This window comes from Vibrio sp. R15-SG3-ISO1B (assembly GCF_059833835.1).
In genome coordinates, this window is record NZ_JCBDGG010000035.1 from 1 (window position 1) to 18,493 (window position 18,493).

General features: G+C 50.6%; 14 protein-coding genes and 1 riboswitch. Of the genes, 4 read left to right on the plus strand and 10 right to left on the minus strand.

Features of this window, described 5'->3' with window-relative positions:
• The 9 genes from AC6R0S_RS10670 to AC6R0S_RS10710 all read right to left on the minus strand — a co-directional run.
• Nucleotides 1-1,178: GspE/PulE family protein (locus tag AC6R0S_RS10670; protein WP_500637881.1), on the minus strand; the 1,178-nt coding region annotated here is incomplete at its 3' end.
• Nucleotides 1,168-2,322, minus strand: coding sequence for a tetratricopeptide repeat protein (locus AC6R0S_RS10675; RefSeq protein ID WP_500637882.1), 1,155 nt, complete (start codon nt 2,320-2,322; stop codon nt 1,168-1,170). The genes AC6R0S_RS10670 and AC6R0S_RS10675, both read right to left, overlap by 11 nt.
• 3 nt (nt 2,323-2,325) lie before the next feature.
• A complete protein-coding gene (locus AC6R0S_RS10680; RefSeq protein WP_500637883.1) occupies nt 2,326-3,165 on the minus strand; it encodes an ExeA family protein in 840 nt (279 codons plus the stop codon).
• A 3-nt stretch (nt 3,166-3,168) separates the two neighbouring features.
• A complete protein-coding gene (mshL, locus tag AC6R0S_RS10685) occupies nt 3,169-4,800 on the minus strand; it encodes a pilus (MSHA type) biogenesis protein MshL (RefSeq protein WP_500637884.1) in 1,632 nt (543 codons plus the stop codon).
• Between the two features lie 15 nt (nt 4,801-4,815).
• The gene (locus AC6R0S_RS10690) at nt 4,816-5,151 is read right to left on the minus strand and encodes an MSHA biogenesis protein MshK (RefSeq protein ID WP_500637885.1); all 336 of its coding nucleotides are present in this window, start codon (nt 5,149-5,151) and stop codon (nt 4,816-4,818) included.
• Nucleotides 5,144-5,791, minus strand: a complete 648-nt coding sequence (locus AC6R0S_RS10695) for a type II secretion system protein GspM (RefSeq protein ID WP_334555028.1) — start codon at nt 5,789-5,791, stop codon at nt 5,144-5,146. The genes AC6R0S_RS10690 and AC6R0S_RS10695 overlap by 8 nt, the downstream gene beginning before the upstream one ends.
• Nucleotides 5,791-7,227 (minus strand): MSHA biogenesis protein MshI, encoded by a 1,437-nt coding sequence (locus AC6R0S_RS10700; RefSeq protein WP_500637886.1) that lies wholly within the window; start codon nt 7,225-7,227, stop codon nt 5,791-5,793. The genes AC6R0S_RS10695 and AC6R0S_RS10700 overlap by 1 nt, the downstream gene beginning before the upstream one ends.
• On the minus strand, nt 7,228-9,240 hold the full coding sequence (gene csrD, locus AC6R0S_RS10705; RefSeq protein ID WP_500637887.1) for an RNase E specificity factor CsrD: 2,013 nt from the start codon (nt 9,238-9,240) through the stop codon (nt 7,228-7,230).
• Nucleotides 9,241-9,384: 144 nt separating this feature from the next.
• The gene (locus AC6R0S_RS10710; protein WP_487901795.1) at nt 9,385-9,921 is read right to left on the minus strand and encodes a single-stranded DNA-binding protein; all 537 of its coding nucleotides are present in this window, start codon (nt 9,919-9,921) and stop codon (nt 9,385-9,387) included.
• A gap of 320 nt (nt 9,922-10,241) precedes the next feature.
• Between AC6R0S_RS10710 and AC6R0S_RS10715 the strand changes: the two genes are divergently transcribed.
• The 4 genes from AC6R0S_RS10715 (at nt 10,242) to AC6R0S_RS10730 (ending at nt 16,839) form a co-directional block, all read left to right on the plus strand.
• Nucleotides 10,242-10,883, plus strand: coding sequence for a LuxR C-terminal-related transcriptional regulator (locus AC6R0S_RS10715; protein ID WP_487901796.1), 642 nt, complete (start codon nt 10,242-10,244; stop codon nt 10,881-10,883).
• Nucleotides 10,884-11,079: 196 nt separating this feature from the next.
• Nucleotides 11,080-11,952, plus strand: coding sequence for a UTP--glucose-1-phosphate uridylyltransferase GalU (galU, locus tag AC6R0S_RS10720; protein WP_500625660.1), 873 nt, complete (start codon nt 11,080-11,082; stop codon nt 11,950-11,952).
• 206 nt (nt 11,953-12,158) lie between these two features.
• Nucleotides 12,159-14,981, plus strand: a complete 2,823-nt coding sequence (uvrA, locus tag AC6R0S_RS10725; RefSeq protein ID WP_500637888.1) for an excinuclease ABC subunit UvrA — start codon at nt 12,159-12,161, stop codon at nt 14,979-14,981.
• A 94-nt stretch (nt 14,982-15,075) separates the two neighbouring features.
• Nucleotides 15,076-16,839 carry a PglL family O-oligosaccharyltransferase gene (locus tag AC6R0S_RS10730; protein WP_500637889.1) on the plus strand — a complete coding sequence of 588 codons (1,764 nt, stop codon included), beginning with the start codon at nt 15,076-15,078 and terminating at the stop codon, nt 16,837-16,839.
• A 119-nt stretch (nt 16,840-16,958) separates the two neighbouring features.
• Here AC6R0S_RS10730 and AC6R0S_RS10735 read toward each other — a convergent pair whose 3' ends face one another.
• Nucleotides 16,959-18,077: a pyridoxal-phosphate-dependent aminotransferase family protein gene (locus tag AC6R0S_RS10735; protein WP_500631194.1), complete on the minus strand. Its 1,119-nt coding sequence runs from the start codon at nt 18,075-18,077 to the stop codon at nt 16,959-16,961.
• Between the two features lie 228 nt (nt 18,078-18,305).
• Nucleotides 18,306-18,483: riboswitch (Lysine riboswitch) on the plus strand.
• The last annotated feature ends 10 nt before the right edge of the window (nt 18,484-18,493 follow it).

Consider the following 18,493-nt stretch of genomic DNA (forward strand, 5'->3'; position numbering starts at 1 on the left):
ATCTCACCAATCAAGATGATGTCTGGGTCTTGACGAAGGAAGGTACGCAGCACCGTGGAGAAGTCTAAATCTATCTTCGGGTTAACTTGAACTTGGTTAACCCGTGGCAAGCGGTATTCCACCGGGTCTTCGGCTGTGATGATCTTTTTCGCTGGGCTATTGAGTTCGCTAAGCGCGCCGTACAAGGTGGTTGTTTTACCGGAACCGGTTGGCCCGGTCACCAAAATCATGCCATGTGGACGTTTAAGCTGACGGCGCAAGCGAATCAAGAGATCGTCTGGCATACCTGACGCTTCAAGCTTTTGAATACCTGAGGATTGGTTAAGCAAACGCATCACCACCGATTCACCATGCTGAACCGGCATGGTCGACATACGAATATCGACCGATTGCCCCTTGGCGCGAATATTAAAACGACCATCTTGCGGCAAGCGCTTCTCTGAAATATCAAGATTGGCCATTAGCTTTAAGCGCAGTACCAAAGCGGAAGCGATATTGACCTCATTGAGTAGCGTTTCATGCAGCACACCATCGATACGCTGACGTAAGCGCAGTACATTCGCATCTGGCTCAATGTGAATATCGGAAGCGCCGATTTGGATCGCATCTTCAAACAGCGAATTGATCAGTTTAACGACTGTCACCTCTTCGCTGTCATCATCTTCAATGGTGTAATCGAACGCGTCTGTGACTTGGTGTTCAGCTTGAAGCTGCTCCGCAAAGGAGGCGATCTCTTTGGTGCGGCGATAGTAACGGTCAAATCCGTCCACCAACTGCTTCTCGGGGGCAATGACAAATTCGATGTTGTATTGCGACAGCTGCCCAAGCAGCGCTTCTTGGGCAAACAAGTCTGCCGGGTCGCTCATGGCAACGCGCAGGGTGTCGCCCTCTTGACCAATCACTAAGGCGCGCAGACGCCTTGCGTGCACCTCAGGCAACACTTGCACCGCATCGATATCAACGTTCGCGCGCGCCAAATCAATCAGCGGCACATTAAGCTGCTGCGATAAGAACGAGAGCATCTGCTGCTCTGACAAAAAGCCCAGTTCAATCAGCGCAGCGCCGAGCTTTCTACCGGTCGATTTTTGGGCCGCCAGCGCTTGCTCAACTTGCTGCTCGGTAATGATCCCCTCTTCAACCAACAAGTCACCGAGACGTTTTCTGAGTTTAATTTTCACGGGTGGGCTCCTGTAGTTGAGCAATAATCGCGAGGCGGTCGCGGGCAAATTGTTGAGATTGACTGGATAAGCCGAGATTCGATAGGGCTTGCTGATACGCTTTTTCCGCGCCGTCTAATTCAAACGCGCGCTCTTTGGCAATCGCCAAACCGAGCCACCAGCGCCCGCTGTCGGGCTCACGCTCAGTGAGTGCTTGATAGCTCTCTTTGGCGAGGGCGTTTTGCTGCTGCTTTTGTGCCAGTGCCGCGCGCAAAGAGAGATACTCCACCGAGGCTTGTCGTGGCAGATACGCCACCGCGGTCAATGCAGCCGTATTTTGCTGCTCTTTGATGAGCAATGTCGCCAGCGCGATGCGCAACTCATTGCTCTCTTTGTCTAGGCTGATGCCCTTTTGCAGAATATCGACCGATTTACGCACTTCCCCCTTGCCATAGTAGAGCGCTGCGAGACGTTTTCGGATCTCAAACTCTTCCGGGGTGTAGTTCAACGCTTGATGATAATGCTCAAGGGCCTCTTTTAAATTGTTACTCTCAAGCGCTTTTTGCCCACGCGCCTGCGCTTTCTCTGCCAATTGTGCAGGCGTCAGTTCAACGTGCTCCACCACCATGCTGCCGCTCGATTCATTTCCCTTCGAGACCGTGCTATTCGAAACAGTGCTATTCGAGGCAGTGCCACCAACCGAATGGATATGCGACGTATTGGAAACACTCTCTTCTTGTACCTCGGTGACGCTTACCGGCGTTGCCACCTTGGCAACGAGCATCGGTTTCTCCACCGCGGGCTTGTCGACCACTTTCGGGGAAGGCGCTCTAGATGGTGAAGAGGCATGCTGAGTCGATGGTGCCGATTTTTTCTCAGGCGCAACGTAGACGGCTTGAGCACTTGAGGTGAGTTTCGCTGTTGGTGAAGGTACTGGAGTCGCGTCAGATAGCGGAACGTTCTGCTTTTTCGTCATCTGGCTGATGGCTGTCTCTTGCTGAGAGAGCGCAAAACCACCGACTGCCAAACTTAAGAAAAAGCTCCCCACCACCCAAGGTAGGACACGCACTTGTTTAACGGGCGCAACGACGGCACGTTGGATCGTCTCGTTGGCGCCGGATTGTTTATCCGTCAATTGGGTGAGAGCATTGTTGATGGCACTCATGGTTTAACTCCACCCCCACAACAGTGGGTGTTTAAATTTGGGTTTAACGGTATCGAACGTATCATGAATAGCGTCAAACAAGTCTTGATTCGTTAACTGATGCGCCCCTTTGCTAAAGGCCGACACCAACGCTTTGTGGCACACTTGGTTGATCAATCTCGGATAACCTTGGCTCGCGCGCCATACGGCCTTTTTATGCGCCAGAGACATCAGACTCGCCGGTGCTGACGCGCGCGTTAAGCGGTTATCGATGTACGCGACCGTTTCGTCTAAATTGAGCGCTCTCAACTTAGCATTAAAGGTGATGCGCTGACGAAACTGACGCAAATGATGCTGCGAGAGGCGCTCATCCAACTCTGGCTGACCCACCAACACGATTTGCAGAAGTTTGCTTTGCTCGGTTTCCAAATTGCCAAACAGTCGCAACACTTCCAGTGCATCATCGCTGAGCGCTTGCGCTTCATCGACCAACACCACCACTTTTTTCTCTTGCTGGGCCAGCTCAATCAGCTTGTTGTGGATATCATCGACCACACTCAGCTCATTTTGCGATGACACGCCCAGCTCTTTGGCTATCGCAAAGCGCAGCTTATCGCCGCTCAATGCGGGGTTGGGCAGAAATACCAATTGCACTTGATCGAGAAAGTGACGCGTCATCATCCGACACACCATGGTTTTCCCTGTGCCTACTTCTCCCGTCACTTTGATCACGCCCTCACCCATGCTGAGCGCGGCATTCACGGTTTGAATCGCTTCATAGTGTGGCGCTAAGCCTAAAAACATCTCGGTATTAGGCGTGAGATGAAACGGCTGCTGAGAAAAACCAAAGTGCTCTAAATACATGACCTAGTTATCGTCAGGGAACCACTCAAGCAAGAGATCACGCGAGCGCTCAAGCTCTTTCTGCCAAGTATTGACCCCGACCACCGTCGGTTTAAGCAAAATCACTAGCTCGGTTTTCTGGGTAATTTGGCTGGTGTTTCTAAATAGGTGCCCGAGCGCTGGAATATCACCTAAAAATGGGACTTTCGAGGTTTGATCTAGGGTATTGGATTTCATCAATCCGCCAATAACCACTACGTCACCATCTTGGGCGCGAATCACCGAATCTGACTCTCGAATGGAACTAGTGGCAAGAGGTAATGTGAGGCTATTGCTGCCGTAGGTTATCTCTTTAGTCTCCTCACTGACATCAATCACAGCAGGGTGGACATGGAGTAATACATTGCCTTGATCGTCAATTTGTGGCGTAACATCCAATGAAATACCTGAGAAGAAAGGCGTTAACTCAACATCCGTTGAAGTAGTTGTTGTAGAGCTACTCGAATCGGTATCTGTCGAAAAATCGGTGACGAAGTAACTATCAGTACCTACTTTAATGACCGCTTTCTGGTTATTTGATGCCGTTACTCGTGGGCTAGATAAGACATTCAAATCTCCCTGTGTAGCCATAAAGCTGATCACAGCATCAAAACTCCCGCTAGAAATCACCAAATTAGTCTGTCCCCCCAACAAGGTTCCAATGGCATCAAGTCCAGGTAAAGTTGAGACACTTCCATCCCCACTAATACTCCCTTGACCTAAACTAAAATCGGTGCCGTTGGATGAAAACGCCTTCGACCAATTGATCCCTTGCTGGTAGCCATCACTTAAGGTGACTTCCAAAATCTTGGCTTCCAAGATCACTTGGCGGTGCATACGCTGTTGTGAGACGCCGATGAAATTACGCACTTCTCGAATTTCGTCAGGATACGCGCGCACGGTAATCACACTGGCTTGCGGCGTGACAACCACACTTTGGCCGCGATCATTACCAATCAGCTGTGAGACGGCGGTTTGTAGCTGTGGCCAGAAATCGCTTTCACTGGTGGTTTCAATTTCCGTTCCGCCTTTGGTTGAACTTGCCGAACGAGTCGACGAAGAGCTCGAACTGGAAGAGCTGCTCGACGAGTTCGTGTCTGTATTGGTAATGGTTCCCGTGGTGATAGAGGTCAACGAGCGCCCTGAACGCGTAAACTGCAAGTAATCGACAGGGATGGTCACGGTTCGAAGCCCCGCAGGATAAACCTGAATCACATTGCCCGATTTGCTGATCTCATAGCCGTAGAGGTCGCGCACCACCACCAGCACTTCATCCATGGTCACATCGGTTAAATTAAGGGTGATATTACCTGCAACGCTTGGATGGATGGCGGCACTAAATTCTGTCCCTACCACTAAACTGGTGAAAAACGCTTTCGCATCAACACCGTCCGCTTTAACGCGAAAACGCTTTAAGGTTTTGGCGCGATTGGCTCCGCTGTCACTCAGTTCAGGCATCAAGTCTGCACTCACTTCCGGAGGCAAATCGGTCAAGGCGCGACTGTTTGATTCATTGATGGATTCATTCAAGGCCGCTTTGACTTCAACCGGATCGCGATGGCCCATCGAGCAGCCCACCAGAGATGTTATTGTTATTGCTATGGCAAGTTTACGCATATCCTTCCACTGACCTTATTGCTTAATATCTAGTGTGAACATCGACAGTGTCCACTGCTGATTCCCGCGAGAGAGCACCACGTGTTCTGGCTCGATACGGCTGACTCGATACCCGTTCACGGTATCTCCACGCTGCGCCACTTTCCCGCTTAATACCGCCTGACATGGGCTCATTTCATGGCAGACAATACTTTGCACTTTGGGCAACGGTGGGCGTTTCGGTTTGGTGGCCACCGTCACCTCTGCGGGTTTGACCCACCCAAGGGGCGCGGTAGGATCATCGGAGGCCTGTGAGGGCAACGCGATGCCAACAAATGCCGCGATGGCGGCCAATACAAGCTGCTTAACCACCAATAAACTCCTGCCTTGTCCCTAGGGTGTAAACTTCCATCACCAAGCGCGCGGTTGGGTAACTTTCGACCGAGTAGTGAAAGCGTCGCCAATAGTACTTGCTTGGCATGGACTCCAATGTCTCGAGATAGGTGACGATAGAGAAAAAGTCACCAGTGAGCTCAATTTGCACAGGGTGAAGATAGTAGCCCGACTCACCTTGATTGCCCTTACGCATAATCGGCTCCGCTTTGAGCGACTGCAAAGAGACCAATCGCAGACCTTTGCTGCTGGCTAACACGCTTTCGAGCATTTGCGCCATTTGGTTTGGGGTTAGCAATCCCTCAATGGTTTTCGCCAACTCCTCTGACAGCGCCTGACTTTCGATAGACAAACGCTCAAACTCTTGGTTGATCGCTTGGTTAGGATCCTGTTTGAGCTTCGCCGTCATGAGCAGGACTTCCCCTTCGAGGCGCTGCGCGTTGGCTTTACTGGTCATCACTTGACGATTCAGTTGCTCGTTGGCCTTGATCGTGGGCTCTATCAACAAGACAAACATCACCATGACGATCAACACCACGCCACACAAAGTGATCAGCCACTTTTCTCTTGCGCTGAGCTTGGCGAACTTATCGTTCCATTGAATCCATACCTTAGCCACTATTTGGATTCTCCTTTTGTTTTCAGCTCAAACGTAATGATGTCTTGCTCATTACGGCCGATACTCAACTGCTCAAACGAACGCCCGACCAAATTGAGTTCGGATTTAAATTCGCTCACCCAGCTTGGAATCGCTGCAGCTTCTCTTGCCAAGCCCTTAAGATCGAGTGATGAGGATGAGATAGCGATCGAGTCGAGTGAGATATCGTCTCTGGCTAATTCGGATAGCGAACGCATCACCCCGGAGTAGCCCTCTTGCGCAGACTGATCAAATTGACGCACCGCATGGAGTGAATCTCGCGTGGCGGCAATTTCTTGCTTCAGCCGCTCTACCGCTGCCACTTTGGCAGCATCAGGTTTGTGCTTGGCGAGCTTTTCTGTCAGCGCTTTTGCTTCGGCGTCCAAACTGCTCTCTTGTTGTTTCCACTGCGCCAACTCTTTACCGAGTTGGCCTTGCTGCATGGTCTCATAACCGTAGAGCAACACACAAACCACCAGTAACGCCGCCCACACGATGGCGACATTGGTTAAGGTAAAGCGCTGTTTCTTCGGTTTGAGGCTGTCAGGGAAGAGGTTGACCATCGTGACCGTTTGCTGCGCAGCACGCAGCAGCACATGGGCCGACTCCACCGACTCATCATTGAGTGGCGCGACTTTAACGCTCAGGCGCTCAGAGAGCGCATCGGCGATCTCTTGCTGATCCTCTTCATCACAACACACTTTCATCTGATGCAAAGAGAGCGAGCGCATCTGTGAAGAGAGGTAATCGACCGAACGTTGTAATTCCAGTGCGATGCTATCTAGCTGCAATAAACTGCTGGCCACCCCAGTCAAAGGCGGCGTGATACCGCGAATGGTGCGCTGAAACACGCTGTGCCCATCAACGAATGCACTGATCTTAAATTGTCCTTGCTTGGCACGTTGCAGCAAGAGAAATTGCGTCAGTTCACCTGCGCTGTGCGCCCACAACTCATCTTCCACGGCCACAGCATTGAGCGTTAACCCTAGCGATTTGAGTGATTGATAGAGTCCGAGCACCATTTTTTTCTGCGTGACATACACTTGCAGCTTGCTGCTGGTTGGCATCGGTGTGGAGTCCACCAACACATCGGTCACTTTTTCAGAAATCAGATCTTTAATCAAAAACGGTAGGGCGGCGCTGAGCTCCTCTTCAGGCACTTTCGGTTTTTCTATCTGGTAGGTTTGGTACAAGCCAGAGTGAAGCACGACATTGACCGCCCCTTGAGACACCTTATGTTGCTTAAGTGCATTAAGGAGTATCTCTTGCCAATTTTGGCTATCACAAGCGAGCTCAACGACTTGCTCCGCATGCTCGGGCAGCGACAAATGCAGCGCACTAGGCTGCACCACCACCGACAAACTGGGCGCGCTTTTTGATTTTGGTTTGAAGTGACCAATCAGTGATTTAATGTCCATTTAGCTGCTTGTTTTCCGCCAACGATTTCTACGACCTACTTGCACTTTGGGTGGAGCTGAGATGGACTGAGTCGCCGATCTTTCCGGAATAAGCTGACGCTCTTCCTCAAAATACCGCCCCTGTACACCCTCGACGCCAAGAGAAAGTAAGGTTCTAAATTCTAATTTGTTATCTACCCCAACGGCGATGACTTGCGTTTCCTTATCCGCACACGCACCAAGCATACTACGGATATAAAGCTGATTTTCATGCCGTTGCTCGATCTGTTTAACCAAACCGCGATGCAGTTTTAAATAGGTGATAGAGAGATCTTTTAAGTAGTGTGTACTCACAATGGAGCGCCCAGCCTGACCGACCGTCACCCGACACCCTAAGCCAGACATCACTTTGATCACCGGGCGCATATAATCTAAATGCTTAACCAAACGAGCTTCAGAAAACTCAAACATCAACTGGCCGCGCTGAGCAATGGTCAATTGTAACAACTCATCTCGAAACCACTTGAAGTACTCTCTCTCCGCGAACGGCGTCACATCGAGGTTAAGAGAATAACATACTGAAGAATGCTGAGATTTTATTCTCTTTATCACCAAGGTCAACATGGATTTGTCTAAAGTGGCGCCATAACCCACTGACTCTACGGCAGAAATAAAACGCGACGCTTTAAGTACCCCTTTTTCGGGATCATTAATGCGCGCGAACAGTTCAAAATGATCGAGCTGGGTCTCTTGCTGTTCCGTCAGCAAATAACAAGGCTGCGCAAACACCAGCAGCTTATCGGGTGCCAATGCCATATCGAGTAAGGTTCGCCAACGAACGCTACCTCGGTCTTCTTCAGGAGAGGTATGTTTGTTGAATCGGCTCCAAGTATTATTGCCTTGCAACTGAGCACTTTTCAGCGCGGTTTCCGCCTCGTCGATGATTCTGCCCTGACTTTCTCCCTCGTGATACATACTCACGCCAATATGAACCCAATTGTCTTTATCAAGCGGGTTGGGCGGGGTTAATTTCGCCAATTGTTTGAGCGCGGCACTCGCCAAATTCGCCACTTCTTTATTCGACAAATGCGGGGCAAAAATCGCGAAGTCTGACTGGTAGTAGCGCGACAAAATCAGATCAGGGTAGCGTTGAATCACATTGTTCAGCCCCTCTCCGACCTCGATAAGAAAGTCATTCGCAAGCTTTTCACCGTACTCTTCTCGAATCAGCGCCCAATCATCCACTCTGAGCAGCAAAATGCCACCTCTTGAGCCACTTTCAGATAATGCTGACTCCAATTTACTATCAAAGAGGACACGATTTGCCGTTCCGGTCAGCTGATCAAGAAACGTCTGGGTGCGAATAAAGGCATCAAATCGACTGCGCTCTTGACGCGCATCTTGCAGCTCTTCAATCAAGGTATCAAGCGCCTGACTAGCGGTGTAAGGCCACTCTGTTGGGTCACCTTTCGCGTACTCTTCCACTCGCCCCGCCAAAATCATCCGCCCGCGCTCTTCAAGCCGCTCGCTGCCCGAAAGTTGCTCTTTCAGCCATTTCACCCCTTGCATCAAACAGAAAATAACCAAACCAATCGCCATGGTGATTGACCACATGGCTTGCAGCGAGTAGCCATAGCCAATATAAGGAGGCACCGCTTTAAAATCGATCTGATAACCGACATTGCGCTCGAGCGGATACGATCGCTGATACAAGAGTGCGGGTTCGACTTTGGACGACGTGTCTTTAAAACGGTAGATCACGCCGTACGAGGAGGAGAGCTCCATTTCGACGATGTTCGACGCTTGGAGCATTTTAGGCATCCAGCGTTGGAGAGAGTAGGCAGCGTCAGGGTCTTCCATCTCCTTGTCCACAACCTCAACGATTCCCTGCAAGGATTGATCGAGATACTGCTGACCTAGACTGCGAAACGAGAGCGTACCACCGAGAAATAGAATGAACATCGCAATGATCACTATCATGGTGACAAAAGCGACTAAGCGAGTGCTCAATTTTAAGGTAGGGGTGTACCTCATGCGTTCGGAGTTCCTTTCCTAACAGTGAGCATCGATACCGACCAACAAGGCTCGATGACCATCAATGACAGCAAGTAATAGCTTGATTTTAGTCACTATACAAAAAAGCCGCGACATTCGCGGCTTTTTTCTAAAACTAATGACTTAGAACGGGATATCGTCATCAAAATCCATCGGTGGCTCATTGTACTGAGGTTTTGGCTGTTGCGCTTGCTGCGGCTGAGCGTATTGCTGAGAAGGCTGGCTCGCTTGCTGTGCCGGTTGTTGCGGCTGCCCCCAACCTTGCTGCTGTGGCTGGCCCATACCTTGACTAGGCGCACCGCCTTGAGCACGGCCACCTAGCATCTGCATCACGCCATTGTAGCCTTGTACAACCACTTCTGTCGTGTAACGGTCTTGACCACTTTGATCTTGCCATTTACGTGTTTGCAGTTGACCTTCAATATAGACTTGAGAGCCTTTACGCAGGTACTCACCTGCGACTTCTGCCAACTTACCAAACAGTGCCACGCGGTGCCATTCCGTTTTTTCGCGCTGCTCACCGGTTGCTTTATCACGCCAGCTTTCAGACGTTGCAATTGTGATGTTTGCCACTGCGCCACCGCTAGGCATGTAACGTACTTCCGGGTCACCGCCCAGGTTACCGACTAAAATTACTTTGTTTACTCCGCGGGTCGCCATGATTCGCTCCGTCCAAATTTGAGTGTTGATACCTAAATAGCGCATTAGAATAACACGCTTTGACGCGCTGATAAATTTCTATCCCCAGATTCTCTTCACAAGAATCCTTCATCAAGAATTCCTTATCAAGATGGACACACTGAGAGCCCGCGCCAATCCCACGCCGATATTCTTTCGAGCAAACTCACGTCTGATTGCTGCTGAGCTATCCATCGATTACTTTTGCGCTTGAAGCGAGACGCAAAGCAACGGCCTTAAATCGCACTTGATGCGGTTTTGTACCACGCTAACGACTCGACTCACCGACTCATAGGTCTGCCATGCCCAAATCGTCTTACGCTCGTACTCTGCATTTTATCTGTAATAACAAAAACGACTCGCACCCGCACGTCGATGATATCCAGCGGGCGCTGCGAATCACCATCCATCGTATGGAGCCATCAGAGCTGATGCTGGCGCTGCAACAAGAACGCCATCGGATTCTGATATTTGACTACCAATTTGTGCATCAACAACAAGCGCAAATCGAAGCACTACCGCTTTTGAACAAACACTTTGAAGTGATTTTGATTAACTTGTATCAGCGCCTTTCCACCGATGAATTATTAACCTTTGGACATCTCAAGGGTCTGTTTTACTGCGACGACTCCCCAGAGGTGATCGCCAAAGGCTGCGCGGCAATCATTAATGGTGAAAATTGGTTACCTCGCAAAGTCACTGCACAATTGCTCTATCACTATCGCACGGTGATGAGCAGCCAAACGGCGACAGTGGTGCTCGACATCACCATGCGCGAGCTAGAAATTCTGCGCTGCCTTAAGAGTGGTGCGTCCAATGCACAGATCGCCGAGGACCTGTTCATCAGCGAATTCACGGTAAAATCGCACCTCTATCAAGCCTACAAAAAACTCAAGGTGCGAAATCGAGTCCAAGCGATGGAGTGGGCCAAAGCCAATCTCTGATAACGCTCTCGTTTATACAAACACAAATGAGCTCACACCCGCACATTTTAAGGCCGACAAGGAACGCTTTCATTCGCCATTTCCCACAGTCATGGTAAGGTATCGGCCATCAATCACATCGCAAAGTGTGATTACGTCGTTCACGTCAGTTTTTACGGCGCTCACTGGGTTAAAAAATTAAAAAAGGGTATTACTCATGATTAAAAAGTGCCTCTTCCCCGCGGCGGGCTATGGGACGCGTTTTCTTCCTGCCACCAAATCCATGCCAAAAGAGATGATGCCAGTGGTGAACAAGCCACTGATCGAATACGGTGTGGAAGAAGCGATTCAGGCCGGCATGAATGGCATGTGCATCGTGACAGGCCGTGGCAAGCATTCCATCATGGATCACTTTGATAAGAACTATGAGCTTGAGCACCAAATCAGCGGCACCAACAAAGAAGAGTTGCTGGTCGATATTCGTGACATCATCGACAGTGCTAACTTCACCTACATTCGCCAGCGTGAAATGAAAGGCCTTGGCCACGCGATCCTCACCGGGCGTGAGCTGGTTGGCGATGAGCCATTTGCCGTTGTCCTCGCGGATGACTTGTGTGTCAATGAGCAAGAAGGCGTACTGGCACAAATGGTCGCGCTATTTAAGCAGTTCCGCTGCTCAATTGTTGCTGTACAGGAAGTGCCAGAAGATGAAACCCACAAATACGGCGTTATCTCTGGTGAAATGATCAAAGACGACATTTTCCGCGTTGACGACATGGTAGAGAAGCCAGAGAAAGGTACAGCGCCAAGCAACCTTGCCATCATCGGCCGCTATATTCTCACTCCAGACATCTTTGAGTTGATCGAAAATACGGAGCCAGGCAAAGGTGGCGAAATCCAAATCACCGACGCGCTGCTCAAACAAGCCAAAGCAGGCTGCGTACTGGCTTACAAATTCAAAGGCAAACGCTTTGACTGTGGTAGCGTCGAAGGTTACATCGAGGCGACCAACTACTGTTTCGAAAACCTCTACCTAAAAGACACCAAAACCTCTGAGCTAGGTAAACAAGCCACAACCAAAGAGAGCTAATCTCTCTAGATTCAGTGCGAGTAGGCCTCCCCTACTCGCCCTTTTTTCCCCTCCCTACCATAAACTCAAAACTAGGCACTAGAAACTAGGAACTAGGAACTAGGAACTAGCACCTCCAAACACTGTTCTTCCATCCAGTATTTTATTTGCACATTGCTCACACTATGTAATACTTGTGCCACTATTTTTTGCCCTGAGTGATAACAATGGATCAGATAGAAGTCCGCGGTGCGCGCACCCACAACTTAAAAAATATCAACCTCACCATCCCACGCGATAAGCTGATTGTCATCACTGGCCTATCCGGTTCAGGTAAATCCTCTCTGGCGTTCGATACGCTCTATGCCGAAGGGCAACGACGCTACGTGGAATCACTCTCGGCGTACGCGCGTCAATTTTTGTCCTTGATGGAAAAACCCGACGTCGACCACATTGAAGGTCTCTCTCCTGCCATTTCCATTGAGCAGAAGTCCACCTCACACAACCCTCGTTCAACCGTCGGCACCATCACAGAGGTCTACGACTACTTGCGCCTGCTCTACGCACGTGTGGGTGAACCGCGCTGCCCTGACCATCATGTTCCACTCGCCGCGCAAACCATCTCTCAGATGGTCGATAAAGTGTTGGCGATGCCAGAAGGGACAAAACTGATGCTGCTGGCGCCGATTGTCAAAGAGCGTAAGGGCGAGCACGTCAAAACGCTGGAAACCTTGGCAGCGCAAGGGTTTATCCGCGCCCGTATTGATGGGGAAACCTGCGATTTATCCGATCCACCAACGCTAGAACTGCACAAGAAACACACCATCGAGGTTGTGGTCGATCGCTTTAAAGTGAGAGCCGACTTGCAGCAGCGCTTAGCCGAATCGTTTGAAACCACCCTAGAGCTGTCGGGCGGGATTGCAGTGGTCGCGCCGATGGAGGGCAATGACGAGGAGATCGTGTTCTCTGCTAACTTTGCTTGTCCCCATTGTGGCTACAGCATGCAAGAGCTTGAACCGCGCTTGTTCTCGTTCAACAACCCAGCCGGCGCCTGTCATACCTGTGATGGCCTTGGCGTTCAGCAATACTTTGACCCTGCACGCGTGATTTTGGATGAGTCACTCAGTTTGGCAGAGGGTGCTATCCGCGGTTGGGATCAGAAAAACTACTACTATTTCCAAATGCTGACGTCGCTCGCCAACCATTATCAGTTTGACCTGAACGCACCCTTTAAGTCTCTGCCAAAGAAAATTCGCGATGTGATTCTCACCGGCTCTGGCAGAACGGAAGTGGAGTTTAACTACATCAATGATCGCGGGGATATTCGCGTTAAACGTCATCCGTTTGAAGGCATTCTCAATACCTTGGAACGCCGCTATCGCGATACTGAATCTAACTCGGTACGCGAAGATTTGGCCAAGTACATTTCAACCAAAACCTGTAGCAGCTGTGACGGTAGCCGACTGCGCCTTGAAGCGCGCAATGTGTTCATTGGCGATACGACGCTGCCGGAAATTGTCGAACTCAGTATTGCCGATGCACTGACCTTCTTCCATGAATTGACTCTGGAAGGTCAGCGCGCACAAATTGCCGAGAAAGTGATGAAAGAGATCAACGACCGCTTGCAGTTTTTGGTCAATGTCGGTCTCAACTACCTCAACCTATCCCGCAGCGCCGAGACACTCTCCGGTGGTGAAGCGCAACGGATCCGCCTTGCCAGTCAAATTGGTGCCGGTTTAGTTGGCGTGATGTATGTGTTGGATGAGCCTTCTATTGGTCTTCATCAGCGTGATAACGAACGCCTGCTCAAGACGTTGACTCACCTACGCGCTCTTGGCAACACCGTGCTCGTCGTGGAGCACGATGAAGACGCCATCCGTATGGCGGATCACGTGATTGATATCGGTCCTGGCGCGGGCGTCCATGGCGGTAACGTGGTGGCAGAAGGCACCATGGAAGAGATCATTGCCAATCCGAACTCTCTCACGGGCCAATACCTCAGTGGTCAAAAGCAGATCCGAGTCCCAACGGAGCGCACGCCTAAGGATCCGAAAAAAGTCGTGCAGCTCATTGGCGCGACGGGCAACAACCTCAAAGATGTCACGCTGGAGATCCCTGTTGGGCTGTTTAGTTGCATCACCGGGGTGTCTGGCTCAGGCAAATCGACCTTAGTCAACGATACGTTCTTTAAAATTGCCCACACCGAGCTGAATGGTGCGACGACCGCCACACCCGCGCCGTATAAAACCATCAAAGGGCTACAGCACTTTGATAAGGTGATCGACATTGATCAAAGCCCGATTGGTCGTACTCCGCGCTCAAATCCAGCAACCTACACCGGTATTTTTACACCCATTCGAGAGTTGTTTGCTGGCACACAGGAGTCACGCTCTCGTGGTTACAAACCGGGCCGGTTCAGTTTCAACGTGCGCGGCGGGCGCTGTGAAGCTTGCCAAGGTGACGGTGTGATCAAGGTGGAAATGCACTTCTTGCCAGATGTGTATGTCCCTTGTGACGTCTGTAAAGGCAAACGCTACAATCGCGAAACCTTAGAAGTGCGTTACAAAGGCAAAACCATTGACGAAGTGTTAGAGATGACGGTCGAAGACGCACGAACCTTCTTCGATCCAGTTCCTGTGATTGCTCGCAAGTTGCAAACCTTGATGGATGTGGGCTTGTCTTACATTCGCCTAGGTCAAGCGGCCACAACCCTCTCCGGGGGGGAAGCGCAGCGCGTTAAATTGGCGCGTGAGCTCTCTAAGCGCGATACCGGCAAAACACTCTACATTCTCGATGAGCCGACCACAGGTTTGCACTTCCACGATATCGAGCAGCTGTTGGCCGTGTTGCACCGCCTGCGTGATCACGGCAATACCGTTGTGGTGATTGAGCACAACCTCGATGTGATTAAAACTGCAGACTGGATCGTCGATTTGGGGCCAGAAGGGGGGCAAGGCGGCGGTGAAATTATTGCAAGCGGAACACCGGAAGATGTGGCCTTAGTCGAAGGCTCACACACAGCGCGCTTCCTTAAGCCTATGTTAAAGTAAGCAATAGTAGTAAAAGTGAATAAAAAAATAGTAAAGTAAACGGGCTGGCGTGCTTCCTAGTGCCAGCCCGTTTTATTTGCTGGAAAGGAACACTATGGCAACCACCCACGTGGCAGGCACGCAGCTTCAAGCACGCACACAAGCTCGCTCTCTAACGAAACCTTTCTTGGCTATGATTGGCCTAGTCTACCTTGTCGCGATGCATTTCTTCATGCCGAACCCAGGCGGTTCAGGCTTGGCCCTTGCCTTTAACCCACCCACTTGGCTGCTGAGCTCAGTCGCCATCGCTCTTGGGCTTTATCAAGTTGGGACACGTGGCCAAATTCGTTACAACAAATTGACCATAGGTCTGTTTCTTTGTTGTGTGATCATGACCGTGCCCGTGCTCTATCCGCACTCTGAGCTGTCGTTGTCGGTCGCGCGATTAAGCGGACTGTGGGCCGGTTTTTTGCTGTTTGCCGTGCTGCAACAATTTCGTTTTAGTAACCCTCAGCGTCAAAGGCTATTGTGGTTTGTGGTTATCGCCGTGTTCATTGAGGCCTTGTTTGGCTGGGTGCAGTACCTAGTACTCGAACCCGGCAATCCCTTTGGCTACAACACCGACGCCAATCGTCCTTACGGCATTTTTCAGCAACCGAACGTCATGGCGAGCTTCTTAGCCACAGGGCTTGCGCTGTCTGGCTATTTGCTGACCCGTCAGCCCATTAAATATCAACGCAAAGTCAGCCATGTGGCGCTACTCTATCTGGTACCAGCCATCGTGCTGCCCCTACTGGTAGTGCTCGCCTCTCGGACAGGTTGGCTCAGTGCGCTGCTGGTCGTCGTGCTGCTGATCCCTTATTTGATGCGCTTTGCCACCAAAAAACGCGCCGTCGGTTGGCTCGTCTCTGTGCTTATTGGCGTCACCATTGGCTTAGGGACCACGTTAATCGGTGAGAACAACACCCTAGCAGAGCGAAAGGTGAATCTAGAAGGGCCCAGACAATACACCTTCCCTCAGACGCTCGATATGCTGATTGAAAAGCCATTTACTGGCTATGGTTACGGACGTTTTGAAGCTGAATACTTGGTCTATACGGCGCGTCAACATCAGCTCAACGCCAGTTACCCGCCTGGGCTTGCATCAATGGATCACCCACACAACGAAACCTTATATTGGGGCGTAGAGGGGGGTGTGCTGCCGATTTTGGCTATGTTGATCGCGGCCATTTTGGTGCTGTATCGTATCTACGCAGCGAAGAATGGCACACGTTTGGCGATTTTTTCGCTCTTTATCCCCATCGTGCTCCACACCCAATTAGAATATCCGTTTTATCACTCAGCGATTCATTGGGTAACCTTTATCCTATTGATTTACTGGGTCGACCAACGTAAGCGCGCCTACCGATATGCGCGATTGAGCATCGTATCGCAGACCGGACTGCGCGTAGCAAGTTTGATCTTGCCATTGGTGACGTCGTTTTACATGGTCACCACGTTGCACACCAACTACATATTGACGCAGTTTGAGCTCTCCAAACCGAAAGATCCGGATATCCTTAACCGAGTCAGTAACCCGATTGTCTGGCAGGAGCGTTTTGACTGGGACATCTACAGCACCTATCTCAATATTGGCCTGCACCAGCAAAACCCTGAATTTATTCAACCGTATGTGGATTGGTCGCTGGGCGTGATTACCCACAAACCAAGACCGGCATTCTACAACAACTTAATTCTGGCCTACCAAGGTTTGAATGACAGTGAAAAGGCGGAACAAATCCGAGCCGAAGCGCAATTCCTGTTTCCTCGGCGCGATTTCTCAGACGTGCAATACGTGCCACCGACTACCGACGCACTGCTTCGTACAGACGAAGAATAAAAAGAAAACAAAAAGTAGATAAGAAAAGGCTCTCCGAACTGGAGAGCCATCTGCAATCATTAACAGGGCAAATTATTCGCCGAGCGACTCTAATCCGAGCGACTCTAATCCGAGCGACTCTATCCGAGCGACTCTTTAAGCGCTTGTAAACAGAGTGCGACGTTCTCCTCCCGCGCACCATAGCCCATTAGGCCAATCCGCCACGCCTTGCCCGCCAATGCGCCAAGCCCGGCACCAATTTCCAGATTGTACGTATCAAGGAGGTGACTGCGTATTTGGGCTTCATCAATCCCCTCAGGAACATAAATCGCATTCAGTTGCGGCAAGCGTGCGGACTCTTCCACCACAAACTCAAAGCCGAGCGCCAATAAGCCGGTCTTGAGCTTGTTGTGCATCTGCTGATGGCGACGCCACGCGTTTTCTAACCCTTCATTTTTGAGCATCAGCAAAGCTTCATGCAGTGCATAGAGACTGTTGACGGGCGCTGTGTGGTGGTAACTACGCTTGCCCTCTCCACTCCAGTAACCGAGTACCAAACTTTGGTCTAAAAACCAACTTTGCACCGGGGTTTGACGGGCGGTGATTTTCTCAATCGCTGCACTGGAGAAGGTCACAGGAGAGAGGCCCGGCGTACAAGAGAGGCACTTTTGACTGCCCGAGTAGACCGCATCAAGTTGCCACTCATCGACTTTGAGTGGCACGCCACCCAATGACGTCACCGCATCGACGATCGACAACACATTGAACTCTTTAGCAAGCGCGCCCAGCGTCTTCGCATCACTGCATGCCCCTGTCGACGTTTCTGCATGGACAAACGCGAGGAGCTTGGTATCAGGATGCGCCTGCAACGCATCACGAACTTTCTCTACCGAGACCGGCGTTCCCCAGTCATCATCGACCAGCACCGCTTCACCGCCGCAGCGCACCACGTTTTCTCGCATGCGCTCGCCAAACACGCCATTTCGGCAGACGATGACTTTGTCCCCCGGCTCAATCAAGTTAACAAAGCAGGTCTCCATACCTGCACTGCCTGGTGCCGAGACAGCAATCGTAAACTCATTGTTGGTCTGAAAGGCGTATTTAAGCAGCTGCTTGAGTTCGTCCATCATCTGGATAAAAAGCGGGTCAAGGTGGCCCACCGTCGGGCGGCTCAAAGCTTGCAGTACCTGTGGGGAAATATCGGATGGACCAGGGCCCATCAAAATACGGCGAGGGGGGATAAAACTTTGGTAAGTCATTGGCAACTCCTTTTGAATCATGAGGGTGTTCTTGTTGTTATCTCTTCACCATAATCGAATTCATCCAGCGCAGCAATGCGCAAAAAGTCGACAGGTCATACCAGTCTCACAAACCGAACCTATCGTCTTTAACCCGTAAATTTCGCATTGACATTAAGAGGATAAACACGTTCAATGCGAAAGCGGTGGCAAGACAATTCGTCACCCTGTTGTACAAACAATTATGCTTTTTGCAGAAGAGGAGCACTACCCAGGTAGGCATGTTGTGGAGCCACAATTCCAAAACAACATTCTGAGGGGGAGTAGTGCCGAGGTAGGCTTATATTGTGGTTTAAGTCTGTCGGTTGACTTGGGTTGAGTCCCATCAACTGTCATCAGCGCTGTCTGGTGATGAGCTTCTGAGGTCGTACTCTATA

Excerpts from the sequence above, each read along its gene's own strand:
- AC6R0S_RS10675 (WP_500637882.1), bottom strand. The coding sequence starts at position 2,322 with ATGAGTGCCATCAACAATGCTCTCACCCAATTGACGGATAAACAATCC.
- AC6R0S_RS10680 (WP_500637883.1), bottom strand. The coding sequence starts at position 3,165 with ATGTATTTAGAGCACTTTGGTTTTTCTCAGCAGCCGTTTCATCTCACG.
- mshL (WP_500637884.1), bottom strand. The coding sequence starts at position 4,800 with ATGCGTAAACTTGCCATAGCAATAACAATAACATCTCTGGTGGGCTGC.
- AC6R0S_RS10700 (WP_500637886.1), bottom strand. The coding sequence starts at position 7,227 with ATGGACATTAAATCACTGATTGGTCACTTCAAACCAAAATCAAAAAGC.
- csrD (WP_500637887.1), bottom strand. The coding sequence starts at position 9,240 with ATGAGGTACACCCCTACCTTAAAATTGAGCACTCGCTTAGTCGCTTTT.
- AC6R0S_RS10710 (WP_487901795.1), bottom strand. The coding sequence starts at position 9,921 with ATGGCGACCCGCGGAGTAAACAAAGTAATTTTAGTCGGTAACCTGGGC.
- AC6R0S_RS10715 (WP_487901796.1), top strand. The coding sequence starts at position 10,242 with ATGCCCAAATCGTCTTACGCTCGTACTCTGCATTTTATCTGTAATAAC.
- galU (WP_500625660.1), top strand. The coding sequence starts at position 11,080 with ATGATTAAAAAGTGCCTCTTCCCCGCGGCGGGCTATGGGACGCGTTTT.
- uvrA (WP_500637888.1), top strand. The coding sequence starts at position 12,159 with ATGGATCAGATAGAAGTCCGCGGTGCGCGCACCCACAACTTAAAAAAT.
- AC6R0S_RS10730 (WP_500637889.1), top strand. The coding sequence starts at position 15,076 with ATGGCAACCACCCACGTGGCAGGCACGCAGCTTCAAGCACGCACACAA.
- AC6R0S_RS10735 (WP_500631194.1), bottom strand. The coding sequence starts at position 18,077 with ATGACTTACCAAAGTTTTATCCCCCCTCGCCGTATTTTGATGGGCCCT.